This is a genomic window from Sphingopyxis granuli (assembly GCF_001559015.1).
GTDB classification, from domain to species: domain Bacteria; phylum Pseudomonadota; class Alphaproteobacteria; order Sphingomonadales; family Sphingomonadaceae; genus Sphingopyxis; species Sphingopyxis granuli.
Map to the genome: position 1 here is coordinate 4,561,516 of NZ_CP012199.1, position 23,856 is coordinate 4,585,371.

General features: G+C 67.2%; 22 protein-coding genes and 1 tRNA gene. 12 read left to right on the forward strand and 11 right to left on the reverse strand.

Going from position 1 to position 23,856, the window contains the following annotated elements; translation table 11 throughout:
- Positions 1-13 precede the first annotated feature (13 nt).
- Genes SGRAN_RS20845 through SGRAN_RS20860 form a run of 4 tightly spaced genes read left to right on the forward strand, consistent with a single transcriptional unit; the run spans position 14 to position 4,102 of the window.
- Entirely contained in the window at positions 14-880 is an 867-nt protein-coding gene (locus tag SGRAN_RS20845) for an ABC transporter substrate-binding protein (RefSeq protein ID WP_404950387.1), read from the forward strand.
- A gap of 2 nt (positions 881-882) precedes the next feature.
- Complete coding sequence (locus tag SGRAN_RS20850) at positions 883-1,881, forward strand: FecCD family ABC transporter permease (protein WP_067187235.1); 999 nt, start codon at positions 883-885, stop codon at positions 1,879-1,881.
- Complete coding sequence (locus SGRAN_RS20855; protein ID WP_067186584.1) at positions 1,875-2,651, forward strand: ABC transporter ATP-binding protein; 777 nt, start codon at positions 1,875-1,877, stop codon at positions 2,649-2,651. The genes SGRAN_RS20850 and SGRAN_RS20855 overlap by 7 nt, the downstream gene beginning before the upstream one ends.
- Positions 2,648-4,102 (forward strand): cobyric acid synthase, encoded by a 1,455-nt coding sequence (locus tag SGRAN_RS20860; protein WP_067186586.1) that lies wholly within the window; start codon positions 2,648-2,650, stop codon positions 4,100-4,102. The genes SGRAN_RS20855 and SGRAN_RS20860 overlap by 4 nt, the downstream gene beginning before the upstream one ends.
- Before the next feature lie 47 nt (positions 4,103-4,149).
- On the opposite strand, the gene SGRAN_RS20865 is transcribed toward SGRAN_RS20860, so the two are convergent.
- Both SGRAN_RS20865 and SGRAN_RS20870 read right to left on the reverse strand, forming a co-directional pair.
- Entirely contained in the window at positions 4,150-5,913 is a 1,764-nt protein-coding gene (locus SGRAN_RS20865; protein ID WP_067186587.1) for a DUF885 domain-containing protein, read from the reverse strand.
- A gap of 149 nt (positions 5,914-6,062) precedes the next feature.
- The gene (locus SGRAN_RS20870) at positions 6,063-7,097 is read right to left on the reverse strand and encodes a PLP-dependent cysteine synthase family protein (protein WP_067186589.1); all 1,035 of its coding nucleotides are present in this window, start codon (positions 7,095-7,097) and stop codon (positions 6,063-6,065) included.
- Positions 7,098-7,215: 118 nt separating this feature from the next.
- Between SGRAN_RS20870 and SGRAN_RS20875 the strand changes: the two genes are divergently transcribed.
- A complete protein-coding gene (locus SGRAN_RS20875) occupies positions 7,216-7,674 on the forward strand; it encodes an Lrp/AsnC family transcriptional regulator (protein ID WP_067186591.1) in 459 nt (152 codons plus the stop codon).
- Between the two features lie 193 nt (positions 7,675-7,867).
- Here SGRAN_RS20875 and metW read toward each other — a convergent pair whose 3' ends face one another.
- Positions 7,868-8,455 (reverse strand): methionine biosynthesis protein MetW, encoded by a 588-nt coding sequence (gene metW, locus SGRAN_RS20880; RefSeq protein ID WP_067109378.1) that lies wholly within the window; start codon positions 8,453-8,455, stop codon positions 7,868-7,870.
- A 2-nt stretch (positions 8,456-8,457) separates the two neighbouring features.
- Positions 8,458-9,576 (reverse strand): homoserine O-acetyltransferase MetX, encoded by a 1,119-nt coding sequence (gene metX / locus SGRAN_RS20885; protein ID WP_067109381.1) that lies wholly within the window; start codon positions 9,574-9,576, stop codon positions 8,458-8,460.
- A 79-nt stretch (positions 9,577-9,655) separates the two neighbouring features.
- Between metX and hisC the strand changes: the two genes are divergently transcribed.
- Entirely contained in the window at positions 9,656-10,771 is a 1,116-nt protein-coding gene (gene hisC, locus SGRAN_RS20890; RefSeq protein ID WP_067186593.1) for a histidinol-phosphate transaminase, read from the forward strand.
- 5 nt (positions 10,772-10,776) lie between these two features.
- Positions 10,777-11,685, forward strand: coding sequence for a prephenate/arogenate dehydrogenase family protein (locus SGRAN_RS20895; protein ID WP_067109387.1), 909 nt, complete (start codon positions 10,777-10,779; stop codon positions 11,683-11,685).
- Between the two features lie 91 nt (positions 11,686-11,776).
- Here SGRAN_RS20895 and SGRAN_RS20900 read toward each other — a convergent pair whose 3' ends face one another.
- The 5 genes from SGRAN_RS20900 to ftsE form a co-directional block, all read right to left on the reverse strand.
- Positions 11,777-12,118, reverse strand: a complete 342-nt coding sequence (locus SGRAN_RS20900; protein WP_067186594.1) for a hypothetical protein — start codon at positions 12,116-12,118, stop codon at positions 11,777-11,779.
- Positions 12,119-12,202: 84 nt separating this feature from the next.
- Positions 12,203-12,928, reverse strand: a complete 726-nt coding sequence (locus SGRAN_RS20905; protein ID WP_067186596.1) for a lysophospholipid acyltransferase family protein — start codon at positions 12,926-12,928, stop codon at positions 12,203-12,205.
- The gene (locus tag SGRAN_RS20910) at positions 12,925-13,455 is read right to left on the reverse strand and encodes a YdcF family protein (RefSeq protein ID WP_067109397.1); all 531 of its coding nucleotides are present in this window, start codon (positions 13,453-13,455) and stop codon (positions 12,925-12,927) included. The genes SGRAN_RS20905 and SGRAN_RS20910 overlap by 4 nt, the downstream gene beginning before the upstream one ends.
- Complete coding sequence (locus SGRAN_RS20915) at positions 13,452-14,360, reverse strand: cell division protein FtsX (protein WP_067186598.1); 909 nt, start codon at positions 14,358-14,360, stop codon at positions 13,452-13,454. The genes SGRAN_RS20910 and SGRAN_RS20915 overlap by 4 nt, the downstream gene beginning before the upstream one ends.
- A gap of 4 nt (positions 14,361-14,364) precedes the next feature.
- On the reverse strand, positions 14,365-15,093 hold the full coding sequence (ftsE, locus tag SGRAN_RS20920; RefSeq protein WP_067109442.1) for a cell division ATP-binding protein FtsE: 729 nt from the start codon (positions 15,091-15,093) through the stop codon (positions 14,365-14,367).
- Between the two features lie 188 nt (positions 15,094-15,281).
- Between ftsE and SGRAN_RS20925 the strand changes: the two genes are divergently transcribed.
- From SGRAN_RS20925 to SGRAN_RS20940, 4 genes are all read left to right on the forward strand, one after another.
- Positions 15,282-16,052 (forward strand): zinc-ribbon domain-containing protein, encoded by a 771-nt coding sequence (locus SGRAN_RS20925; protein WP_067186600.1) that lies wholly within the window; start codon positions 15,282-15,284, stop codon positions 16,050-16,052.
- A gap of 352 nt (positions 16,053-16,404) precedes the next feature.
- A tRNA-Arg gene (locus SGRAN_RS20930) sits at positions 16,405-16,481 on the forward strand.
- 365 nt (positions 16,482-16,846) lie between these two features.
- Entirely contained in the window at positions 16,847-19,015 is a 2,169-nt protein-coding gene (locus SGRAN_RS20935) for a TonB-dependent receptor (RefSeq protein WP_067186601.1), read from the forward strand.
- Between the two features lie 40 nt (positions 19,016-19,055).
- Positions 19,056-20,135, forward strand: coding sequence for a PepSY-associated TM helix domain-containing protein (locus tag SGRAN_RS20940; protein WP_082737389.1), 1,080 nt, complete (start codon positions 19,056-19,058; stop codon positions 20,133-20,135).
- Between the two features lie 388 nt (positions 20,136-20,523).
- Here SGRAN_RS20940 and SGRAN_RS20945 read toward each other — a convergent pair whose 3' ends face one another.
- Together SGRAN_RS20945 and SGRAN_RS20950 are read right to left on the reverse strand one after the other, a co-directional pair.
- A complete protein-coding gene (locus SGRAN_RS20945; RefSeq protein ID WP_067186602.1) occupies positions 20,524-21,540 on the reverse strand; it encodes a copper resistance protein B in 1,017 nt (338 codons plus the stop codon).
- Complete coding sequence (locus SGRAN_RS20950; RefSeq protein WP_067186603.1) at positions 21,537-23,345, reverse strand: copper resistance system multicopper oxidase; 1,809 nt, start codon at positions 23,343-23,345, stop codon at positions 21,537-21,539. Before SGRAN_RS20950 ends, SGRAN_RS20945 begins: the two co-directional genes overlap by 4 nt.
- Before the next feature lie 42 nt (positions 23,346-23,387).
- On the opposite strand from SGRAN_RS20950, the gene SGRAN_RS22435 reads away from it, so the two are divergent.
- Entirely contained in the window at positions 23,388-23,762 is a 375-nt protein-coding gene (locus tag SGRAN_RS22435; protein ID WP_148650940.1) for a hypothetical protein, read from the forward strand.
- Positions 23,763-23,856 lie beyond the last annotated feature (94 nt).

Consider the following 23,856-nt stretch of genomic DNA (forward strand, 5'->3'; position numbering starts at 1 on the left):
GGAAGGAACGCGCTTGACGCCATACGCCGCCCTGCCCGCGCTCGCGCTGCTGCTCGCCGGCGGCGGCGCGCTGTGGGCGCAGCAGGGCGGCCGTACGGCACCAGCGGCGACGCCGCCGGCCGCGCCGCAGCGCGTCGTGTCGCTCAACCTGTGCGCCGACCAGTTGCTGCTCGCGCTTGCCGACCGCGACCGGATCGCCGGGCTGACGCGCAACGCGACCGATCCCGGCATGTCCGCGGCCGCCGCGGCGGCGCGCGGGCTGCCGCTGATCCGCAACGCCGCCGAACAGATACTGGTCGCGGCGCCCGACCTGATCGTCGGCATGCCCGCGAGCGGCAGCGCGGCGGTCGCGGCGCTGCCGCGCGGCAGCTTTCGGACGCTCGACCTGCCGACCGCCGACAGCTTCGACGTCATCCGCCGGACGATCCGCCTGACCGCGACCGCGCTCGGCGATCCGGCGCGCGGCGAAGCGCTGATCGCGCGGATGGAGCGCGACCTCGCCGGCGTGCCCCGCCCGGGGCGCGGCCGGGTCGCCGCCTATTACCAGCGGCGCGGCTACATGACCGGGACGGGGACGCTGATCGACGAGATGATGGGGCGCGTCGGGCTGGTCAATCTTGCCGCAAAGCTGGGCAAGCCGCCGCTGTCGCAGCTGAGCCTCGAGGAGATGGTGGCGGCGAACCCCGATTTCCTGATCGTCGAAAGCGCGAGCGACACCATCACCGATCAGGGCAGCGAGATGCTGCACCACCCCGCGCTTCGGGGCATTCCGCGGCTCAGCGTGCCGGAGGCGTGGACCGTTTGCGGCGGCCCCGCTTATGGGGCGGCCGTGCACCGCCTTGCCAGGCAGATCCAGCGCCACGACGGCGCGCGCCGATGACGATGCGCGAGGCCCGATCGCCCCGGCGGCTGACGCTGGCGCTGCTCGCGCTCGCATGCGGGGCGGCGGCGGCTTCGCTGTGCTTCGGCACCGTCGACCTGCCGCTCGCCCGCCTGTTTGCCGCCGCATCCGGCCGCGGCGATCATGTCGCGACCGTCATCCTCTTCGACCTGCGCCTGCCGCGCCTGCTGGTCGGGCTCGCGGTCGGCGCCATGCTCGGGCTCGCGGGGGCGGCGCTGCAAGGCTATCTGCGCAATCCCCTCGCCGAGCCGTCGGTGCTCGGCACCTCGAACGCCGCGGCGCTCGGCGCGGTCGCCGCGCTTTATTTCGGGCTCGCCAATCTTCACCCGGCGGCGCTGCCGCTGCTGTCGATCGTCGGTGCGCTGCTGTCGCTCGCGCTGCTCTTCGCGCTCGCCGGCCGCTCCGAAAGCCCGCTGACGCTGATCCTCGCCGGCATCGCCGTCGGCACCCTCGCGGGGGCGGGCATCAGCCTCGCACTCAACCTGTCGCCAAACCCCTTCGCGGCGATGGAGATCATGACTTGGCTGATGGGCAGCCTCGAAAATCGTTCGTTCGGCCATTTGTGGGCGGCGCTGCCGTGCATCGGCGCCGGGATGGCGCTGCTGCTGTGGAACGGGCGCGCGCTCGACGCGCTGACGCTGGGCGAGGACGGCGCGCAGGCGCTCGGCGTCGACCTCGCCCGCACGCGCCTGCGCCTGCTGCTCGGCACCGCGATCGGGGTCGGCGGCGCGGTCGCGGTGTCGGGCGCGATCGGCTTCGTCGGGCTGATCGTCCCGCATCTGATCCGCCCGCTGACCGACCGCAGCCCGTCGGCGATCCTGCTGCCCTCGGCGATCGGCGGCGCGGCGCTGCTGACGCTCGCCGATCTCGCGGTGCGGCTGATCGACACCACCAGCGAGCTCAAGCTGGGCGTCGTGACCGCCTTTCTGGGCGTGCCCGTCTTCCTGTTCCACCTGATGCGCGAGCGCCGGCTGTGGTGACGCTGACGCTCGATCATGTCGATGTCCGCCTCGGGCGGCGGCCCGTCGTGCGCGACGTCAGCGCAGCGCTGGCCGGGGGCACGCTCACCGGCATCGTCGGCCCCAATGGCGCGGGCAAGTCGACGCTGGCGCGCGCGCTGCTCGCGCTGGTGCCGAGCACCGGGCGCATCCGCATCGATGGCGCCGACGTCGCCGCGATGCCGCGCGCGACGCTCGCGCGATGCGCCGCCTATCTGCCGCAGGGCCAGACGCTCCACTGGCCGCTGACCGTCGAGCGGCTCGTCGGGCTCGGCCGCCTGCCGCACCTCGGCCCGATGTCGCGCCCGGGCGCCGCCGACCTCGCCGCGATCGAGCGCGCGATGACGCGCGCCGGGGTGCTCGACCTGCGGGACCGCGACGCGACCCATGTGTCGGGCGGCGAGCGCGCGCGCATCCTTCTGGCCCGCGCGCTGGCGGTCGAAGCGCCGATGCTGGTCGCCGACGAGCCGCTCGCCAGCCTCGATCCCGGCCACCAGATCGACGTCATGGACCTGCTGCGCGGCGAAGCGCACGGCGGCGGCCTCGTCATCGCGGTACTCCACGACCTGACCATGGCGGCGCGCTATTGCGACCGGCTGCTGCTGATCGACAAGGGCGCGATCGTTGCCGACGGTCCGCCCGCCGCGGTGCTGACGCGCGCGAATCTGCGCGCGGTCTATGGCATAGAGGCCGAGGTCGACCTTGGCGGCGCCTGGCCGACGATCACCGCGCTGGGGCGCAGCCGCGAATGAGCGGCGCGCTGATGCTGCAAGGCACGGGGTCGGACGTCGGCAAGTCGGTGCTCGTCGCCGGGCTGTGCCGCGCCTGGACCAACCGCGGCCTGCGCGTCCGCCCCTTCAAGCCGCAGAACATGTCGAACAACGCCGCGGTGACGGCCGACGGCGGAGAGATCGGCCGCGCGCAGGCGCTTCAGGCGCTCGCCTGCCGCGTCGAGCCGCACAGCGACATGAACCCGGTGCTGCTGAAGCCGCAGGCCGACCGCAGTTCGCAGTTGATCGTCCACGGCCGGGTGCGCGGCACGCTGGGCAGCAACAATTTCCGCGAAGCACGCGGCGCGCTGCTGGCCGATGTGATGCAGAGCCACGACCGGCTGCGCGCCGAATGCGATCTCCTGCTCGTCGAGGGCGCGGGGTCGCCCGCCGAGATCAATCTGCGCGCCGGCGACATCGCCAACATGGGCTTCGCCCGGGCGGCGGGGGTGCCGGTGGTGCTGGTCGGCGACATCGACCGCGGCGGCGTGATCGCATCGCTGGTCGGCACGCGCGCGGTGATCGACCCCGCCGATGCCGCGATGATCCGCGGCTTCCTGGTCAACAAGTTCCGCGGCGACCCCGCGCTGTTCGCGGACGGCTATCGCGCGGTCGAGGCGCGGACCGGGTGGCGCGGTTTCGGCATCGTTCCCTGGCTGCCCGCCGCCGCCCGCCTGCCGAGCGAAGATGCGGTGATCCTCGACCGGCGCTCCATGCCCGACAGCGGCCGCCGGATCGTCGCCTGCCCGATCCTGCCGCGCATCGCCAATTTCGACGACCTCGACCCGTTTCGGCTCGAACCCGGCATCGAGCTCGTCATGGTGCCGCCCGGGCGCCCGATCCCCGCCGAGGCCGCGATCGTCGTCCTGCCCGGATCGAAGGCGACGATCGCCGACCTCGCGGCGTTGCGCGCCGAAGGCTGGGACATCGACATCCGCGCGCATCATCGGCGCGGCGGCCTGATCGTCGGCCTGTGCGGCGGCTATCAGATGCTCGGCCGCCGCATCGCCGATCCGCACGGCATCGAGGGGGTGCCGTCGGAGGTCGACGGGCTCGGCCTGCTCGACGTGACGACCACCCTCTCCCCCGTGAAGGTCCTGCGCCGCGTCCGCGGCGAAGCGCTGGGCGTCCCGGTCGAGGGGTATGAGATGCACATGGGGGAGACGCGCGGCCCCGGCACCGCGGCGCCCTTCGCCAGGCTCGACGGAGGCGGCGCCGACGGCGCGATCGACCCGGGCGGAACGGTGATGGGAACCTATCTCCACGGCCTGTTCGCCGCGCCGGCGCTCCGCCGCGCGCTGCTCGCCCATATCGGGGTCGCGGCCCGCGCGCACGACCATGGCGCCGACGTCGATGCCGCGCTCGACGCGATCGCCGAAACGCTGTCGGACCATATCGACATCGACGGCCTGCTCCGCCTCGCGGCCAGCTGACGGACCGCGGTTAGGGTCAGTTGCTCGGCTTCGTCCAGCCGGCGCGATCAGACCGCGCCGGGGAAGGGGTTCTTGCCGCCCTCGGCGGTCCAGCGCTCCATTTCCTGCTCGAACACGTTGAGCGGCACCGACCCGAGGCTCAGCAGCTTGTCGTGGAACCAGCGCTGGTCGAAGGCGGGACCCAGCGCCGCCTCGGCTTTCGCGCGCTGGCGGCGGATGGCCAGTTCCCCCAGCTTGTAGGCGAGCGCCTGTCCCGGCCAGCTGATATAGCGGTCGACCTCGGTCTCCACCTCGTGCCGCGACAGCGCGCTGTGATCGGCGAGGTAGGCGATCGCCTGATCGCGCGTCCAGCCATAATGGTGGATGCCGGTGTCGATGACGAGACGGCAGGCGCGCCAGATTTCGTAGGACTGGCGGCCGAACTCCTCATAGGGCGTGCGATAGATGCCGATCTTGCTGCCCAGCCATTCGGTGTAGAGCCCCCACCCCTCGCCATAGCCCGAAAAATAGGTCTGCTTGCGGAACTCGGGCCGGTCGGGAACGGGCGCCTCCATCGCGATCGCCCCCTGCAGGCTGTGCCCGGGGGTGCATTCGTGGAGCGTCAGCGCCGGAATCTGATACAACGGGCGCGACGGCAGGTCATAGGTGTTCATCAGGCACGCCTCGCGCCCGCCGCGGCCCGCGGTGAAGAAGGGCGCGATCGCATCGGGCACCGGCCGGATGGTGAAGCGGTAGCGCGGCAGGAAGCCGATGGTGGTGCGGAGCAGCCCGTCCATCCGCTTGGCGGTATAGGCGGACACGCCCATCAGCTCGTCGGGCGTCCGCGCATAGAATTGCGGATCGGTGCGCAGGAAATGGATGAACGCCTTGAGGTCGCCCTTGAACCCGGCGGCTTCCCGGGTCTTCTCCATGTCGGCGGTGATGCGCGCCACTTCTTCGAGGCCGATGCGGTGGATCTGCTCCGGGGTGAGGTCGGTCGTCGTATATTCGCGGATCTGCGCCTGATAGAAGGCCTTGCCGTCGGGCATCGCCTCGGCCGCCAGCGTCTGGCGCGCCTGCGGCAGATATTCGTTGCGATAGAATGCGAGCAGCTTCGCATAGGCGGGAACGATCTTCTGCGCGATGATCTGCCTCGCCTCGGCCTGGATCGCGGCCTTCTCGCTCGCCGGAATCGCGGCCGGCAGATCGGCGAACGCCCCCCAGAAGGGATTGTTTTCGGGGTCGGCGACCATATGCGCCTCGATCGACTTGTCGCGCCCCGCCAGCGTCACCCCGGGCACGCTGAAGCCGCGCTTCAGCCCCGCGCGCATGTTGACGATCTGCTCGTCGAAATAGCGCGGCAGGTCGGAAAGGCGGGCGAGGTAGCGCCGATATTGCGCCTCGGTCCGATAGGGGGTGCGCGCCGCGATGCCCGACCAGAACTGGCTGTCGGCGTTGAACGGCATCTCCCAGGTGCGGAACCGCCCGTTGGCGACGAACGCCTCCAGGCTGGTGCGGAACACCGCGGCGTTGATCCGTTCCTCGGGCGACAGCCGGTCGACCGGAATCCGGTCGAGCGCCTTCAGAATATCCGCCCAATGCGCAACGCGCGCCTGCTGGCTCGCGGCATCCACCCTGGGGAAATGGTCGAGCGGCCCGGTCTCGTCATCGCCGCGCCAATGGCCCAGCTCGGTACCGCGCCACGCCCATTCGGCCTCATAGAGTGCGCGAAGCTGCTCGTCGGCGCTGTCCGCCGGGGCCGGCGCTTGCGCCTGCGCAACGAGCGGCGCCGCAAGCGCCAGAAACAGGACTCCAGGGCGACCGTAGCTCATCGAAACTCTCTCCCGCGTTGCCGGACGCGCCGTCGGCGATGGCGCCACGCCATGGCATCGTCCGCGGCGGGACTATATCGACGTGCGATCTTGTCCCACAAGCGCATAAATTTGCGGGAAGAAAAGCGGGCGTCCGCTTGCTTCGCGCCTCAGCAAGCCCGGATCATCGACACATGGTCGAAGCGGACGTCGCCGACGATCGAGCCCGGCCGTGCCGGCTCCTCGCGCGCGAGATCGGTCGACAGATAGCGCAGGCTGTTGTCGCAAAAGACCGTCGCCACCACCGCCGCCTCGTCCAGATCGCGCGCGACCTCGATCGCGGCGAGCAGGTTGGCGCCGCTCGAGATGCCGACCCCCATGCCAAGCTCGCTCCCCAGCCGCTGCGCCATGCGGATCGCGCAGCTGTCGGAAATCGCCACCGGCCGCGCGAGCCGGTCGAGCCGCACGATCGGCGGGATGAACTCGTCCGAAATGCCCTGGATGCGGTGATGGCCGACCTTGTGCCCGGTCGACAGCGTCGGCGATTCGAGCGGCTCGACCGGGTGGACCGACGCCGCGATCCCCGCCGCCGCGAAGCATTCGGCGACCCCCATGACGGTGCCGCCGGTCCCGACCCCGGCCGCAAAGGCATCGGGCCGCAGCCCGAGCGCGGCGAGCTGGCGCAGCAGCTCGGCCCCGGTGCCGTCGCGATGCGCGCGGACATTGTCGGCATTGGCAAACTGCCGCGTCAGGAACGCCCCGCGCTCCGCCGCATAGGCTTCGCTCAGGTCCAGCGCGCCGCAAAAGCCCCCCTCGTCGCGGCTCACCAGCCGCAAATTGGCACCGAAGGAGCGCAGCAGGCCCCGCCGTTCCTCGCTCATCCAGTCGGGCATGAAGATCGTCACCCTGTGCCCGAGGCTGGTGCCGATCGCCGCCAGCGCGATGCCGGCGTTGCCGCTGGTCATCTCGACGATTTCCTGGCCGGGCGCCAGCTCGCCGCGTTCGCGCGCGCGCAGGATGACCGATGCCGCCATCCGGTCCTTCGTCGATCCCGTCAGGCTGTGGAACTCGGCCTTGGCGAAGATGCGGCAGGCGCGCCCCGCGACCGTAAGGTCGAGCCGGATCAGCGGCGTGTTGCCGATCAACGCATCGAGCCCGAAACCGGTGGCGGCCGTCGGTGAGCGAAGGGCGGTGACAGCATTCATAGGGCGGCGTCCTCCAGATTTCGACAGGACGGGCCTAGCAAAGCGGGCGCGATGAAATCATCGCAGAATCCCCCGATTATTCTGGCATATCCGGGAAAATATTCCTATAAATCCCCATATGGTCGAACTCGATGAGACAGATCGCCGCCTGCTTCGCAAATTACAGGCGGATGCCTCGCTTTCGCTCGAACAGCTCGGCGCGGCGGTGCAGCTATCGACGAACAGCGTGTGGCGGCGCGTCAAGCGGCTCGAGGCGGAGGGCGTCATCACGCGGCGGATCGCGCTGCTCGATCCGCAGGCGGTCGGGCTGGGGCTGACGGTGTTCGTCGCGATCAAGACCGGCGATCACAGCTTCGCCTGGCTGTCGCGCTTTCGCGAGGCCGCGTCGGCGCACCCGGAAATCGTCGAAATCTATCGCATGGCGGGCGACACCGACTATCTGCTCAAGCTGCACGTCGCGGGCATGGAGGATTATGATCGGGTCTACAAGAAACTGATCGCCAAGGTCGCGCTCAGCGACGTGAGTGCGAGTTTCGCCATGGAAACGCTCAAGAACGAGCGCGCCCTGCCGGTATAGCCATGGCAGGGATTCCCCGCGCCGGTTCCGGCGGTGTCACCCGGAACTCGTATGGCAATTGCCCCCCCCTTTTTGACAAGGAACCGTTCCCCGGCGAAAGCCGGGTCCCACGCGGGACAGCGCCATGCCATCTGGACCCCGGCTTTCGCCGGGGAACGGGCAGGCTATCGGTCGCACCCGGGAGCGCGCCGCTTCAGCCGCGCGAGATCAGGAAGATCGCGTGCTCGGCGCGCCAGCTCGCCGCGGCGGCGCTCGTCGGCCGGTCGCCCGACAGATACCAGGCACGCTCGACGACGATGCCGCGCTCGCGCAGTAGCTCGCGGAAATCGCTGACCGTCAGATGGTGGATGTTCGGCGTCTCGTACCACGCGACGGGCAGCAGCCGCGTCACCGGCATCCGCCCGTTCCACAGCAGCGCGAGCCGGATGCGCCAGTGTGCGAAATTGGGAAAGCTCACGAAGGCGTGCGGCGCGATGCGCAGCAGCTCCTCGATCACCCGGTCGGGGCGCTCGGTCGTCTGCAAGGTCTGCGACAGGATCGCATAATCGAAGGCGCCCGCCGGATATTCGCCGAGGTCGTGGTTCGCGTCGCCCTGCACCACCGACTGGCCGCGCGCGATCGCCGCGGTGACGTTGGCGGGGTCGATCTCCAGCCCGCGCGCGTCGACGCCCTTGTCGCGCAGCGCCGCGATCAGCGTGCCGTCGCCGCAGCCGACGTCGAGCACGCGCGTTCCCGCCGGCACCGCGTCAGCGATGATGGCGAGGTCGGGGCGCAGCGCCATCGTCAGCCGCCGTTCCGCAGCGCGCCGGCGACGAGGCGGTCGAGCGCGGGCACGTCGAGCAGGAAGCTGTCGTGGCCGAAGGGCGCCGACAGTTCGACGAAACTCGCCGCCGCGCCGACGCTTTGCAGCGCCTGGACGATGCGCCGCGATTCGGCGGTCGGATAGAGCCAGTCGGTGTCGAAACTGACCAGCGTGAACCGCACGTCGCCCGCGCCGGCGAAGGCCGCGGCGAGCCGCCCGCCATGCGCTTCGGCGAGGTCGAAATAATCCATCGCGCGCGTGATGTAGAGATAGGCGTTGGCGTCGAAGCGGTCGGTGAAGGCCAGCCCCTGATAGCGCAGATAGGATTCGACCTGGAAATCGGCGTCGAAGCCGAAGCTTTTCGCATCGCGCGCCTGCAGGCGCCGACCGAACTTCTCGGTCAGCCCGGCTTCCGACAGATAGGTGATGTGCGCGGCCATGCGCGCCACCGCCAGCCCCTTGGTCGGGGCGTGCGCGGCATAATATTGGCCGCCCTGCCAGTCGGGATCGGCCATGATCGCCTGGCGGCCGACTTCGTGGAAGGCGATGTTTTGCGCCGAATGACGCGCCGCGCTGGCGATGACGATCGCCGAGACGAGCCGTTCGGGATAGGCCGAAGCCCAGGCGAGCGCCTGCATCCCGCCCATCGATCCGCCGACGACCGCGTGCAGCCGCGCGATGCCCAGATGGTCGAGCAGCATCGCCTGCGCGCGCACCATGTCGGCGATCGTGATCACCGGAAAACCCATGCCGAAGGGCGCGCCCGTCGCCGGATCGACCGTCGCCGGTCCGCTCGTCCCCATGCAGCTTCCCAGCACGTTCGCACAGAGGACGAAATAGCGGTCGGTGTCGATCGGCTTGCCCGGCCCGACCATGCGCGCCCACCAGCCGGGCTTGCCGGTCGTCGGATGGTCGCACGCGACATATTGGTCGCCGGTCAGCGCATGGCAGACGAGCACCGCGTTCGACCGGTCGGCGTTGAGCGTGCCATAGCTCTGGTAGGCGATCGTCACCGACGCAAGCTGCTGCCCGCTGTCGAGCGGCAGCGGCCGGTCGATCGTCACGTCCTGGTGCCGAAACTGGTGGAGGAGGCTCGCCATGGTTTGCGCGGGGCTAGGCGCGCGCACGAAGGCTGTCAACGTGCTGGACTCGGGGCGCGCAGGCGCTAAACCGCGCGGCATGACCGACACGACCGCTCCCCTCACCCCCAAGCCGTGGATCAGCGGCATCGCGCCCTATGTCCCCGGCAAGTCGGCGGGGGCCGACGGGCGTCCGCTGGTCAAGCTCAGCGCCAACGAAAATCCGCTGGGCACGGGCGAAAAGGCGCGGGCCGCCTTTCGCGCCGCCGCCACCGACGCCGACGCGCTGTCGCGCTACCCCGACCCCGGCGCCGCGGCGCTGCGCGAGGCGATCGCGGCGAAGTTCGGGCTCGACCCGGCGCGCGTCATCTATGGCACCGGGTCCGACGACCTGCTCCACCTCGCCGCGGGCGCCTATGCCGGGCCGGGCGACGAGATCCTCTATGTCCGCTATGGCTTCGCGGTCTACGAGATCGCGGCGCGGCGCGTCGGCGCGACGCCGGTCGAGGCCGACGACCGCGACTATGCGACCGACGTCGACGCGCTGCTCGCCCGCGTGACCGAGCGGACGCGCGTCGTCTATCTCGCCAACCCCAACAACCCGACCGGCACGCTCGCGACGCGCGAAGAGGTCGCGCGGCTGCACGCGGGGCTGCCGCGCGACGTGCTGCTCGTCATCGACCAGGCCTATGCCGAATATCTCGACCCGCAGCAGGACGACGGCGGGCTGGAGCTGGCGAAGAGCGCCCCCAACGTCTTCGTCACGCGGACCTTTTCCAAGATTCACGGCCTGGCCGCCGAACGCATCGGCTGGGGCTATGCCAGCGACGAGGTGATCGCGGCGCTGCACCGCATCCGCCTGCCGTTCAACGTCACGCGCTGCGGACAGGCGGCGGCGATCGCGGCGCTGGGCGACGAGGATTTCGTCAACGCCAGCCGCGCCCACAACGCCCGCTGGCGCGCATGGCTGGCGCGGGAACTCGACGGTTTCGGCAACCACGGCGTCCGCGTGGTGCCGTCGGCGACCAATTTCCTGCTGGTGCTGTTCGAAGGCGACGTCACCGCCGAGGCGATGTACCAGAGGCTGATGGAGGCGGGCTATATCGTGCGCTGGCTGCCGGGACAGGGCCTGCCGCACGCGCTGCGGATGACGATCGGCACCGAGGACGAGACGCGCGGGCTCGCGGCGGCGATCCGCGCCGCGCTCGAAGGCTGAACCGCGTGGCGCGCACCATCGGGACGGTGACGGTCGTCGGGCTCGGGCTGATCGGCTCGTCGATCGCGCGCGCGGTCGTGGCGCAGCTGCCCGACGTGACGGTGACCGGCCACGACGCCAGCGCCGGGGTGCGCGCCGAGGCACGCGCGCTGGGCCTGTGCCACCGGATCGCCGACGATCCGGCCGACGCGGTGGCGGGCGCCGACCTCGTCATCCTCGCGGTGCCGGTGGGGCGGATGGCCGAAGCGGCGCGCGCCTGCGCGCCGGGGCTGAAGCCCGACGCGATCATATCCGATGTCGGGTCGTCGAAAAGCGGCGTCGGCGCGGCGCTGCGCGCGGCGCTGCCCGATCATCTCGTCATCCCCGCGCACCCGGTCGCGGGGACCGAGAACAGCGGCCCGGCGGCGGGCTTCGCGACGCTGTTCGAGGGGCGCTGGTGCATCGTCACCCCGGCCGCCGACGCCCCAGCGGACGCGGTCGCGGCGCTCACCGGCTTCTGGCAGGCGCTCGGCGCGCGGATCGAGACGATGGACGCCGCGCACCACGATCTGGTGCTCGCGGTGACGAGCCACCTGCCGCACCTGATCGCCTATACGATCGTCGGCACCGCCAGCGAGCTCGAAGAGGTGACCGAGAGCGAGGTGATCAAATATTCGGCCGGCGGCTTTCGCGACTTCACGCGCATCGCCGCGAGCGACCCGGTGATGTGGCGCGACGTCTTCCTCGCCAACCGCGACGCGGTGCTGGCGACGCTCCAGCGCTTCAACGAGGATCTGACCGTGCTCCAGCAGGCGATCCGCCGCGGCGACGGCGACAAGCTGGAGGCGTGGTTCACCCGCACTCGCGCGATCCGCCGCTCGATCATCGCCGAGGGGCAGGACGATCCCGCCCCCGATTTCGGGCGAAAGCACTGAACTCCATCGTCGTCCTGACTTTCGCTAGAGTTCGCTAGAGTACGTGGACAAATTCCGATTGTGCATTCTGGCAGGTTTTGGTGGATAGCGGTCAGTGAAGACCGTTCATGGCAATGTCCACTCCGACCATGAGAATGATCCAAATCGCATAAGCACATAAGGCGGCATACCCAGCCGCAACGATCCAGAATGCGACGGGCGAACTCTCGCGATCCTCGTTGTTTCCGTAGGGCATTGGCATACGACCAGTCTTAAGGCCCACGACGAGCAACCACCCCACTAACTGGGGGATCATGAGAAAGGAGGTTCCACCAACGAAAGCGCCAAGTTCGCCGGGAAACCACCCGAGTAACATCCACGGCGCCGCAGCGATGGCTAGCATTGCTGCCAGCAACAGTAGCTTTTGCTTCGTGGTCCAGTCCCACCAAAACATAGCCGTTCCTAATCAAACCGACCAATGCCCGCTATGGGGTCGCTTGCAGTCGCCCGAATTTGTCCACGCTACCTGGGACGACAATTATTCCGATACCGTTTCCAACGCTTCTGGCGGATTGAGCGCGTTGATCGCGCGCCAGACGCGGTCCTCCGCCTCGTCGCGCGGCAGGCCGGCGGGAATCGTCTCGCCGATCCGGTAGGTGATCGTGCCCGACCATTTGACCCAGCGGCGCGGCGGATAGGCGACGCCGCTGTTCACCGCGACCGGGATCACCGGCACGCCCAGCATCCGGTACATGCCCGCGAATCCCGCGCGCAGCGACGGTGCCTGGCCGTGCGGCACGCGCGTTCCCTCGGCGAACAGCACCAGCGGCCGGCCGTTGGCCAGCGCCGCCTTCGCCGCGGCGAGCATCGCGCGCATCGCCTTGCCGCCGCCGTCGCGGTCGACCGGGATCAGGCCATAAAAGCGCGCCGCCTGCCCCCAGACGGGGATCGAGAACAGTTCCTCCTTCGCGAACACCGCGGGCCAGCGGAACAGCATCGGCTGTTCGATCGTCTCGAACGCGCTTTCATGCTTGAAGACATAGAGGACCGGCGTGTCGGGCATCGCGCCCTCGACCACGACGCGGTGGCCGAGGATGAAGCGGCAGATCAGGCGGTGGAACTGCGCCCACAGCCGCACGAACCAGCGCGTCGCATGGTGCGAGACGGGAAGCGCGACGACCGCGCCGATCGAGCAGATGCTGCTCATGATGACGAAGGCGATCCAGAACAGGATCGACCGGACAAGGGCGAGCGCGTATCTCACAGGCCGAGCAGGCCGCCCGCGAGCCCGGCCAGAAATTTGTGATATTCGCGGAACAGCGTCGAAAAGCTCGGCTGGCTGCGCACCGCGTCGGGCAGGATCGTCACCTTGTCGCCGAGCGCGCGACCGAGTTCGTAGCGGGCGCGGCGCATGTGCCAGTCGGTCGTCACCAGCCGGATGCTGCGATAGTTGCGCCGCGCAACCCAGCTGGCGACCTCGGTCGCGTTCGAGCGCGTGTCCTCCGCCTCGAACCCCAGCGCGATGCAGCAGTCGAACAGCGCCTGCGGCCGCCGGTATTCGGCCGCCAGTTCCTTCGGCTTGACCTCGCGCGCGACGCCGCTGATCAGGACGCGCTTCGCCTGTCCCGCCTCGAGCAGGTCGAGCGCGCGGTCGATACGCCCGGGGCCGCCGGTGAGCACGACGATCGCGTCGGTCTTCTGCGGCGGCGCAGGCATCGGCGGCAGCAGCGCGAACCAGGCGAAGCCGAGCACCCAGGCCAGGAACAGGAGCGAGATCAGGCGCTTGATCATAATATCTTCTTGAGCGCGGCGAGCAGCGTCTGGCGCGCCGTCAGAGCGGCTAGCGCGATAGCCAATAGGGGCAGCGCCAGCAAGAGCGCCCAGCCCGCCGGGCCGAGCGAGGCGGTCGCGGCGAGGCCGGCGGTGACGCCCGACCATTGCCAGCCGATCAGCAGCAGGATCGCCGCCGCGACCGCGCTGCCGAGCGCGATGCCATAGGCGGTGTCGATCGCGATCCGGCGCTGGAACAGCCGCGCGATCTGGCGGTCGGTCGCGCCGATCAGGTGCAGCATCTCGATCGTCGCATAATGGGTGCCGAGCGCGGCGCGTGCCGTCATGATGACCACCGCGGCGCTCGCGGCGATCATCAGCAGGACGAGCCCGCCGGCCACCCAGGCGAGCGAGCGGATCAGCCGCGCGACGGGGCCCAGCCATTCGGCGTGCGGGATGATGCGCGCGCCCGGCGCCTCGGCGGCGACCAGCGCGCGCAGCCGCACCATCTGGCCGGCGCGGTCGCCGCCGCCGACGAAGTCGATGTCGACGAGCGCGGGAAGCGGCAGCGACTTCAGCACCGGGTCGTCGCCCCCCTCGCTGCCGAACCATTGCCCGAGCGTCGCGAGCAGTTCGTCCGGTTCGACAGCGCGCGCCGCGCGGACATAGGGCTCGCCCGCGGCACGGCGCCGCAGCGCCGCGGCCTGCGCGGCGCGCGCCACGGGGTTCGCCGTGACGATCTGCACCGTCACCCGCCCGGCGATCGCGTCGCCGATCGCGTTCGCCGATCGCGCCAGCCCGATCCCGGCGGCGGCGGCGAGCAAGGTCAGCATCATCAGGATCGCGATCACCCACGGGGTCGGCCCCGTCAGGCGGCGGTCGGGAAGCAGGCGGCGGTGCTGGACGGGAACGCGCGGGATGATCATGACGTCACGCGCGATTGGGCGGATAGCGCAGCGCGCCGGTGGGGTCGGACAGCCGTCCCTTTTCGAGCCGCATCATCTGGGCGTTGTCGATGCGGCTGATCAGGTGGATGTCGTGCGTCGCGACGACGACGGTGGTGCCCAGCCGGTTGAGCGCCTCGAACAGCCCCAGCAGACGCATCGCCATGTCCGGGTCGACGTTGCCGGTCGGCTCGTCGGCGACGAGCAGCTGCGGCCGCGCGATCACCGCGCGCGCGATCGCGACGCGCTGCTGCTCGCCGCCCGACAGCGTCGGCGGAAAGGCATCGGCGCGCGCGCTGAGCCCGATCCAGCTCAGCATCTCGCCGACCGGGCCCGCCAGATCCTCTTCGCTCACCCCCGCGATGCGCAGCGGCAGCGCGATATTGTCGCGCGCGCTCAGGTGCGGGATCAGCCGGAAATCCTGGAAGACGACGCCGATGCGGCGGCGAAAACCGGGCAGGCGATGGCGCGGCATCGCCACCAGATCCTCGCCGAACAGCCGTACGATGCCGCGGCTCGGCCGCTGCGCCAGATAGAGCATGCGGAGCAGCGACGTCTTGCCCGCGCCCGACGCGCCGGTGAGGAAATAGAAGCTGCCGGGCTGGAGGTTGAAGCTGATGTCGGACAGGATTTCGGCGTCGGGGCCGTAGCGCAGCCCGACCCCGCTGAACTCGACCATCGCGCCGCCGGGGCGCGGGGGCGCGGCGTCCGTCATGGCGTCACCGGCGCGCGGCATCGCGCCCCGCCGGGTTGCGGAAGAAGGGAGCCTCGGCGCTCATCCGCTGCCTGTTGCATGCCTTCCCCGCGACGTAAAGCGCTTAGCGGTGCCGTTTGCGGCCCCGGCGGCGCGCGGCCCGCCACGCGGCGCTTGCCAGCGCGCGACTCAGCGTGTTTAGAGGGGCCATGATCCTCGCCTGCCCTTCGTGCCACACGCGCTACGTCGTTCCCGATACGGCGATCGGACCGAACGGCCGCACCGTGCGGTGTGCCAACTGCCGCCACAGCTGGTTCCAGGAGCCGGCGGCGGCCGCCGCGCAGGCCGAAAGGATCGTCGTGCCGCCGCCCGCCGTCGAGCCTGCGCCGGCCGCACCGCCAGCCCACACCGCCGCCGGCGTCTCCGCCGCGCCACCGGCCGAACAAGCCGCCGATCCGGCGCCGCCCCCGCCGCAGGCTTTCGCCGCAGAGGCGCCTTCGCGCCCCGCCGCGCCACCGGCCGAGGAGCCGCTGCCTTTCCGCCGTCCGCGCCGCAATCCCGCGAAGCGCTGGACGCTGGTCGCCGCGGCGGCCGCGGTGCTGATGATCGGCGCGACCGCCGGCCTCTACATGTTCGGCCTGCCGGGCTGGGCGCAGGGGCTCGGCCTGCCGGGCACCGCCGCCGAGCCCGATCTGGTCATCGAACTGCCGCCCAATCAGGATCATCGCGAGCTTGCCGACGGCACCATCTATTTCGCGGCGAGCGGCACGATCATCAACCCGACCGACCGCGCCCAGACGGTGCCCCCGATCCTCGCCGAACTGCGCGACGCGCAGGGAACGATCGTCTACAGCTGGACGATCAAGCCGCCCGTGCGCACGCTGCCGCCCAACGAGAAGGTCAATTTCTCCGAAGCCAAGCTCGACATTCCGCGCCGCGCGACACAGCTCACGGTCAGCTGGTCGCTGCCGAAAGGCTGACCGCGCCGCCAGCCGCCGCGATGCCATGACGTCACCAGCGCAGGCCGAATGGTCGCCGGACGGCCATCACCGGGTTGTTTCGCCCAATGCCGCACAACGGTCGATAGACCATTGCTGGCACGCCACGCTCTTGCTAGAGGCCGCGCTCTACCGGCACCCGTAGCTCAGCTGGATAGAGCGCTGCCCTCCGAAGGCTGCACTCCTCCGTCAAGGCAAGGGTTTTATATAATAGTTTCCGTTGCTTGCAAAGATCGAAGAAAGGCCAGATTAATAAACTCACCAAAAACTCACCAATGCCGCTAGACTGCGGATTGACGTTTTTCGGTACTTTTCATAGGGCTTCAAGCCTCACGCATCCGTAGCTCAGCTGGATAGAGTACTGCCCTCCGAAGGCAGGGGTCACAGGTTCGAATCCTGTCGGATGCGCCAAAATTTCTAATTAAATCAAGCAGTTCAGACCGGCCAACGGCCCCTCTTCGAGCAGCGGCTTTTAAGAAAACTCACCAAAGAATCACTGGATTCAGCACAAGCACCTGTAATTACTTTATAAATTGAACGCCTGGTTCTCACCAACCCTTTGCGGACGGCCGTAAGCTGCAGTGAAAGGCGCTTTCTTTCATTTGCCTCCATGGTCGTACTCGCCAAATGCGATTAATGCTTGCGAATAGGTCGCATTAGCGATTATGCGCCCCTTATTGCCGTTCAAGGGGCCTATCAGGATGAAGAGAGTTTCGCGCGGCCGCTATCGTACTCTGTCACCGCGCATATTTTCGGTTTGCGCTCAGGGATCGTGCGTGATCGCCAGCCTCCTTGGTGTATCGGCTGCATGGGCACAGACGTCTCCATCGGCCGACCCTGCCCTTGCCGCGGAAGACGCCGGTACGGCTTCCAATGATATACTCGTCACCGCCCAGCGCACGCGCAACACCATTGTCGCGCCTGGCCATCAGGTCACGACCCTCGATCGTACGATGATCGAAACGAGCCGATCGGTGTCCGACACGCTTTCCACGATTCTGGCCAAGGCCGTGCCCGGGCTGGGCGATTCGAGCCACACGATCACCGATTTTGGCCAGACGTTGCGTGGGCGCGGTGCGCTCGTGCTGGTGGATGGCGTGCCCTACAACACCAACCGGGACAGTGCCCGCAACCTGATCAGCCTTGATCCGTCGAACATCGAGCGGATCGAGGTGCTGCGCGGTGGCAGCGCGATCTATGGCAGCGGCGCCACCGGCGGCATCATCTCGATCAACACCCGCCCCGCTGGCGGCCCCTTGCGTATCGAGACGGTCGTGGGGGGCACAGCCTCTCTCTCGAAGCTGTCGAGCGCGGGGTTGGGTGGGCGCATTCAACAGTTCGTATCCGGCTCCGTGGGCGACGTGGATTTCGCGCTGGACGGCGGTTATCGGCGTATCGGCGGGAGCTTTGACGGGCATGGCGATCGCCGGGCGCCCGAGCCGAGCCAGGGGGATCTGTTCGACAGCAATGTCTGGAACGTCGGCGGCAAGGCGGGCGTGCGCCTTGGCGCGGACCAATATCTGCAAGTGTCGGCGAGCTATTACCGGGCCGATCAGAACACTGATTATGCCGCGGACCCTCGGGTAAACCTTCTGCCTGCGGGAACGCTATTGGCGCGGCCGCTCAAGGGCCTCGACCTCGCCGACCAGAACCAGATCCGCAGCACGGTCGTCACCGCCCATTATAGCAACAAGGATGTGCTCGGCAGCCGGCTGAGCCTGCTTGGTTATTATCGCGACTTTTTCACGCGCTTCACGCCTTTCGATGCGCGCGGGGTCGCGACGCGTGGCCGTAACGTCGATCAGGTCATGCAGAACAGCCAGGTTCTGGGCGGCCGCCTCACCATCGACACGCCGATCGCCGAGCGCACTTCGCTGACCTGGGGCGGCGACTTCAATCAGGAAAAGAGCGACATGCCGGACGATATCTTCGATCCGGCCGCCTATGATTCGAGCGGTGGACTGGTTTTCGATCGCATCGGTACGTTGATCTATATGCCGAAGCTCACCACCCGCACCTATGGCGGGTTCGCGCAGCTTCAGCACCGCTTTGCCGGCTGGTTGGCGGTCGAGGGCGGTGTGCGCTATGATCGCGCCACCGCATCATTCCATGATTTCGTGCCGCTTTCACAATATCGCGCCGCCAACCCGGTCACTATCCCCGGCGGCAAGCTGTCCTTCGACGCCTGGACCTTCAACGGCAGCGCGACGGTGACGCCGGTGGACGGGCAGGATTTCTATGCCTCCTTCAGCCAGGGCTTCCAGCTTCCCGATATCGGCCTGCAACTCCGCAACGCCACCGCCGGTTTCAACATCAACAATTCGGACCTGAAGCCGGTCAAGATCAACAGCTATGAAGTGGGCTGGCGCGGTCGCTTCGGCCGGGCGCGCGGCACGCTGGCCCTGTTCCGCACCACCTCGAAGCTCGGTGACGTGCAGAGCTTCAACAATGGGCTCATCCTGCTGCGTACCGCCGAAAAAATTCGCGGCGTCGAAGCGACCTTCGACCTTGGCGAACCGACCGACCCGATCCGCGTTGGTGCAACGATGACCTACATGACGGGTCGCGAGAAAGCGGCGACCGCCGCTGCATCGCAGATGATGAGCGGTTATCGCATCCCGCCGCTCAAGGTGACCGCTTACATCGAAATTTCTCCAACCGAACGCTGGGACGTCCGTCTGCAAGGCTTGCTGTCTGGCGACCGTGATTATCGGTTGAACGGGGTCACGAGCTTTGGACGCCGCAATGTCAGCCAATATGCGACGTTCGATCTTCTCAGCCGCTACCGCGTGACCGATAAGGATCAACTGACGCTCGGCATCGAGAATGTGCTGAACAAGCAATATCTGCCTGTCTACAGCCAGCTTCTGCGTAACAGCCTCAACACTAGCCGAGTGCCCGCGAACGGGGCGACGCTGACCGCCACCTACAAGCATATCTGGTGATCTGCGGAAATCGCCTATGACGCGACGGCAGAGCGGGGCGATGCGCACCATCAATCTTTTACACCGTTGGGCTGGGGGGCTGATCGGTTTGCTGCTGGCGGTGATCGGCGCGAGCGGTACGCTGCTGATGCATCAGGATGCCTGGTTACGGGCGATCGTGCCGCATGCCGCCGATACGTTTGTCCAACAGGATAGCGCACGGCTGGCGCCGATCGTGACGCGCTTGTTCGCCGATCCGGTAAACAGGCCGAGCGGCATTCTGTTTGCCCGCGAGGGATTCGGGCTGGACCGTTTATCCTATACGAATCGCGATGCCGGGGCTTATGTCGGCCAAGCCGGTAATGTCGTCACCCGCTGGTCCAGCAAATGGGAACGGCCCGAAGTCTGGCTGTTCGATCTCCATCATCATCTACTGGCAGGGCCGGCCGGCGATATCGTTGCCGGCATCGCGGGTCTGGCCGGCATCGGCTTCGTCGTCACGGGCGGGCTGCTGTGGTGGCGAACCCGGCGGACCTTTGCCTTCCGTCTGTGGCCCAGGCGCCTGTCGCGCGCTGCCATCCTGCGCCATCATCGCGATCTCGGCATTGTGGCAGCGCCGCTGCTCCTGCTCTCCTTCGTCACTGGCGCCATGATGAACTTGCCGCCGGTGGAGCGGCTCCTGCTGCGGCCCTTCTCGGCGCCTGCGGAAATAGCTCCGGTGCAAGCTCGGCCGAAAGGGATGAGCGGGTCGCTTGTTACGCCTGTCGATTGGCGCGGCATCCTCGATACGGCCCATGCACGTTTTCCCGATGCGGAGTTGCGGTGGATCGGCTTGCCCGCGGAACCGGGGGGGCCGATCAAGGTGAGGATGCGCCAGCCCTCCGAATGGACGCCTAATGGCCTGACGATACTCTGGTTCGATCCGGCCAGCAGCCGCCTTGCGGGTGTGCAAGATGCGTTGACCCTGCCGAAAGGCGCGCGGATCGCGGCCCTCGAATATCCGGTTCACGCGGGCAAGGTGGGCGGACTCGCATGGCGGTTCGTCATGACGCTTTCCGGCTTGGCCCTGACTATTCTTGGCACCATGGCGGTCTATGCGTTCTGGTTAGGCAGGGGTAGCCCGAATTTTTCTCGTAGATGACAGGCCGATTAGCGTGTTGTCGGTTCCAATACCTCCGCTGTGCGGAAGCGTCTCACCAGCCCTTTGCAAATGGTCGTAAGCTGCAGTGTAAGGTGCCTTTCTTGCATTTGAAGCCCAGGCAAGGCAGTCTAAAGCTCCGATGGTCGGAGGTCGCAATAACGCAGTTAGCGCGTATCCGAACGGCATAGATCGCCTTTTATCATCGCGTGGGCCAATGAGGATGTAGTTTGCCCTGCGGTATTTTAGGTGGGGCGGGCTTGGGCATAACCACTCCCTAAAGCGCTCGGTTCGGGATCCCAAAACGCAATTGCGCAACAAAGTGATATGACTGAAGGCACAGGATCGGCCTGTCTCAATGAGGCAGGCCGATCCGGAAATAATATCCCCGTCAGAACCAGGAGCGGATTCCGATCAGGAACTTCCATCCTCCCACCTTCTCGTCCCGGGCACGCCGGAAATTGGCCGTATCGCCAAACGCGCGCTCGTAGCTCACGCCGACATAGGGCGCGAACTCGGGCACGAATTGGTAGCGCAGACGCAACCCCAGCTCGGCAGTAGAAAGGCCGGAGCCTACGCCCAGTTCGGGAACGTCCTGCGCAGCGAAGTTCAATTCGGCTGCGGGCTGGAGGATCAGCTTTTGCGTCAGACGCAGATCATATTCCGCTTCGATCCGCGCAGTGACATCGCCCTTGTCCGATAGAAACAGGGCACCGTCGACTTCAAACCAATAGGGAGCAAGGCCCTGCACACCCAGCACGGCATAGCTGCGATCCCGGCCGGCTCGAAAATCGTGACGGACGCCGGCCTGGAGGTTCCACCACGGGTCGAGAGCACGGCTCCAGAGCGCCTGTACCTCAACGCTTTCCAAACGCTCGCCGAAGCGGCTCTCGCCCTCGGTCTTGAGCCAGAGCCTGTCGATATCGCCGCCATACCAGCCCTGCGCGTTCCACGCATAACCGTCCTTGCCCTTGCCGATGACTGCTTCGAGTTGATCGATCAGGATCATGCCGCTTTTGATATCGCCATGCTCCTTGCGAACCACTTCGCGCGCGGGGGCCATTGTCGCGGCGCCGAAAAAGGCATCCGCAGCGTGACTGGGGCCACTCAATGCCGCCGCCGATGGCGGCCCGACCGGCGGATCGGGAATGCCGGGCTCATGCCCGGCATGAGCATGGTGCGCGTCCGTTGCTGGGGCCGAAGGCATCTGGTGGCCGGCGTGCGGATCTGTCGGCTCGGAAGGCTTCGGCGGCATGTCGTGCCCGGCATGGGGATCGGCTGATTTTTCATCCATCTGATGCTGTGCATGTGGATCGGCCGGGGCCTGTTGCACGGCGGCGCCATGATTATGCTGTGCCAGGGCAGGCGTTGCGATCGTGACGAGGAAGACACCCAGGAGAGACTTCATGCTGCTTCTCCCTCAAGCGGGCGGACGGTGACGACACGAAACATCCCCGCGTGCATGTGGAGCAGCAAATGGCAGTGAAACGCCCAGTCACCCGGAGCATCGGCAGTCAGGTCGAAGCTGACCTTGCCGCCGGGCAGCACATTAACGGTGTGCTTGCGCGGATAGCTGCCGGTGTGGCCGTTCACCACCTCGAAAAAATGGCCATGCAGATGGATTGGATGGGTCATCATCGTATTGTTGATGAGGACGACGCGCGCGCGCTCGTTGCGTTCGAAACGGATCGGTTCGACGCCTTCGCTGAATTTTTCGCCATCGAACGACCACATGAAGCGTTCCATGTTGCCGGTGAGATGAACCTCGATCGTGCGCTGCGGAGGGCGCGTGTCAGGGTTAGGAGTGAGCGACATGAGGTCGCGGTAGGTCAGCACCTTATGGCCCACATCCTCCAGTCCGACGCCCGGGTCGCCGGTGCGATCGACCGGAGACATGGCGATGGCGTCCACGCCGACGCCAACCTTGACGCTGTCGGGCACCTTCGACTTATCGCGCATGTTCATGCCGCCCATCGAATTGGAACTGCCATGGTCGGCTGCCGCCGCACTCGCACCGGCGGCCATAGCACCATGATCCATCCCGGACATGGCACCATGGTCCATTCCAGCCATTGAACCATGATCCATGCCGCCCATGCCCATATCTTTCATGGTGAGCGTGGGACGCGGGCGAAGTGGCGGAACGGGCGCAGTCATACCAAGACGCGGCGCGAATGTGGCGCGCGCCATACCGGAACGCTCGATCGTTTCTGCTACGAAAGTGAACGCTTTGTCCTCGGTCGGTTGGATAATGACGTCATAGGTCTCGGCATTGCCGATCTGGAATTCGTCCACGGTCACAGGTCGGACATTCAGTCCGTCGGCGCTGACCACGGTCATTGGCAGGCCGGGAATGCGGATATTGAAGATCGACATGGTCGCCGCGTTGATGATGCGCAGCCGCACCCGCTCGCCGGGGCGGAACAGCCCGGTCCAGTTTTCCTGCGGTCCGTGACCATTGACGAGATAGGTGTAAGTGGCCGCCGTCACGTCAGCGATGTCGGCGGGGTCCATCCGCATCTTCCCCCACATGGCACGGTCGGACGCGGACATGCTCTCCTCGGGACCGCCACGCAACATACCGAAGACTGTCTGCTTCTGGCGATTGAAATAGCCGCCTTCTGCCTTGAGCTTGGTGACGAGTTGGTGCGGATGCAGGAAGGTCCAGTCACTTAAAACGATCACATGCTCGCGGTCATAGGCAACGGGATCGGGTTCGGCAGGATCGATGATCATGGGACCATAGTGGCCCTGCTGTTCCTGCAGGCCGGAATGGCTGTGATACCAATAGGTGCCGCTTTGCCGCAGCGGAAATTCATAGACGAAGGTCGAGCGCGGTTTGATCCCCGGGAAACTGACGCCTGGCACCCCATCCATCTGAAAGGGAACGATCAGGCCGTGCCAGTGAATCGAGCTGTCCTCATCGAGCGTGTTCTCGACGTGGAGGCGCACATTCTGTCCTTCGCGCAGGCGGATCAGCGGCGCCGGCAGCACGCCATTCATGGTGACGGCGTGGCCGGTGCGTCCGCCGACCGTGAAAGCCGTATTGGCAATCCTGAGGCGGATGTCCTCCCCAGACAGAGTGGGCAACGTCGGAGCGAGACCGGGGGAACCGGAGCGCGCCCAGGCAGGAACAAGTCCCGTGAAACCCAGCCCAGCCAGGCCGATAGCTCCGGCTCGTAAAAACGAGCGGCGTTCAATGGTTTGTGTCATGTTTAAATGTCCTACGGGCTCCTGACAAATCAGAAACCGTGAATGAAGGTCGAGGAAACCGGACGGAGAACGAACTGCCTTCAGCCCGGTCCAATTCTAATGATTATGTTCCGAATGTTGTCCGGCGGGCGTGTCGCCACTCGCCTTCTCGCAACACGCCATCTTCTTCATGTCGTCGGCCTTATTGGCCGCCGGGCTATCGCAACAGCAGCAATCTTTGGCGCTCCGATCAGGCGCGGACGTGCCATGATCGGAATGGACGGGATCGGCGGTCTGCGCGGCAACTGGGGTTGCGGCCGCAATCGCAATTGCGGTGACAAGCATTTTCATTGTTTCTTCTCCAGAAGGTTGTTTGGCTTCAAGCTTCTGGAAACAGGCGTGGAGGCCGACTTAACGCATCAGGCCCAATCCCCTTGAGGAGTGGGACAGGTTGCGACTCCAGGATTTGTCGAACATGGCCCATACCGGTTGCCATTTGTGGCTCTGTGGGTCGAACCGCTGCACAGGCGAT

Bases quoted from the DNA above. Each gene is read 5' to 3' on its own strand.
- SGRAN_RS20915 (WP_067186598.1), bottom strand. From the start codon at position 14,360: ATGATCATCCCGCGCGTTCCCGTCCAGCACCGCCGCCTGCTTCCCGAC.
- SGRAN_RS20945 (WP_067186602.1), bottom strand. From the start codon at position 21,540: ATGAAGTCTCTCCTGGGTGTCTTCCTCGTCACGATCGCAACGCCTGCC.
- SGRAN_RS20870 (WP_067186589.1), bottom strand. From the start codon at position 7,097: ATGAATGCTGTCACCGCCCTTCGCTCACCGACGGCCGCCACCGGTTTC.
- hisC (WP_067186593.1), top strand. From the start codon at position 9,656: ATGACCGACACGACCGCTCCCCTCACCCCCAAGCCGTGGATCAGCGGC.
- ftsE (WP_067109442.1), bottom strand. From the start codon at position 15,093: ATGACGGACGCCGCGCCCCCGCGCCCCGGCGGCGCGATGGTCGAGTTC.
- SGRAN_RS22435 (WP_148650940.1), top strand. From the start codon at position 23,388: ATGAAGGTCGAGGAAACCGGACGGAGAACGAACTGCCTTCAGCCCGGT.
- SGRAN_RS20900 (WP_067186594.1), bottom strand. From the start codon at position 12,118: ATGTTTTGGTGGGACTGGACCACGAAGCAAAAGCTACTGTTGCTGGCA.
- SGRAN_RS20865 (WP_067186587.1), bottom strand. From the start codon at position 5,913: ATGAGCTACGGTCGCCCTGGAGTCCTGTTTCTGGCGCTTGCGGCGCCG.
- metX (WP_067109381.1), bottom strand. From the start codon at position 9,576: ATGGCGAGCCTCCTCCACCAGTTTCGGCACCAGGACGTGACGATCGAC.
- metW (WP_067109378.1), bottom strand. From the start codon at position 8,455: ATGGCGCTGCGCCCCGACCTCGCCATCATCGCTGACGCGGTGCCGGCG.
- SGRAN_RS20925 (WP_067186600.1), top strand. From the start codon at position 15,282: ATGATCCTCGCCTGCCCTTCGTGCCACACGCGCTACGTCGTTCCCGAT.
- SGRAN_RS20860 (WP_067186586.1), top strand. From the start codon at position 2,648: ATGAGCGGCGCGCTGATGCTGCAAGGCACGGGGTCGGACGTCGGCAAG.
- SGRAN_RS20940 (WP_082737389.1), top strand. From the start codon at position 19,056: ATGCGCACCATCAATCTTTTACACCGTTGGGCTGGGGGGCTGATCGGT.
- SGRAN_RS20950 (WP_067186603.1), bottom strand. From the start codon at position 23,345: ATGACACAAACCATTGAACGCCGCTCGTTTTTACGAGCCGGAGCTATC.
- SGRAN_RS20910 (WP_067109397.1), bottom strand. From the start codon at position 13,455: ATGATCAAGCGCCTGATCTCGCTCCTGTTCCTGGCCTGGGTGCTCGGC.
- SGRAN_RS20850 (WP_067187235.1), top strand. From the start codon at position 883: ATGCGCGAGGCCCGATCGCCCCGGCGGCTGACGCTGGCGCTGCTCGCG.
- SGRAN_RS20875 (WP_067186591.1), top strand. From the start codon at position 7,216: ATGGTCGAACTCGATGAGACAGATCGCCGCCTGCTTCGCAAATTACAG.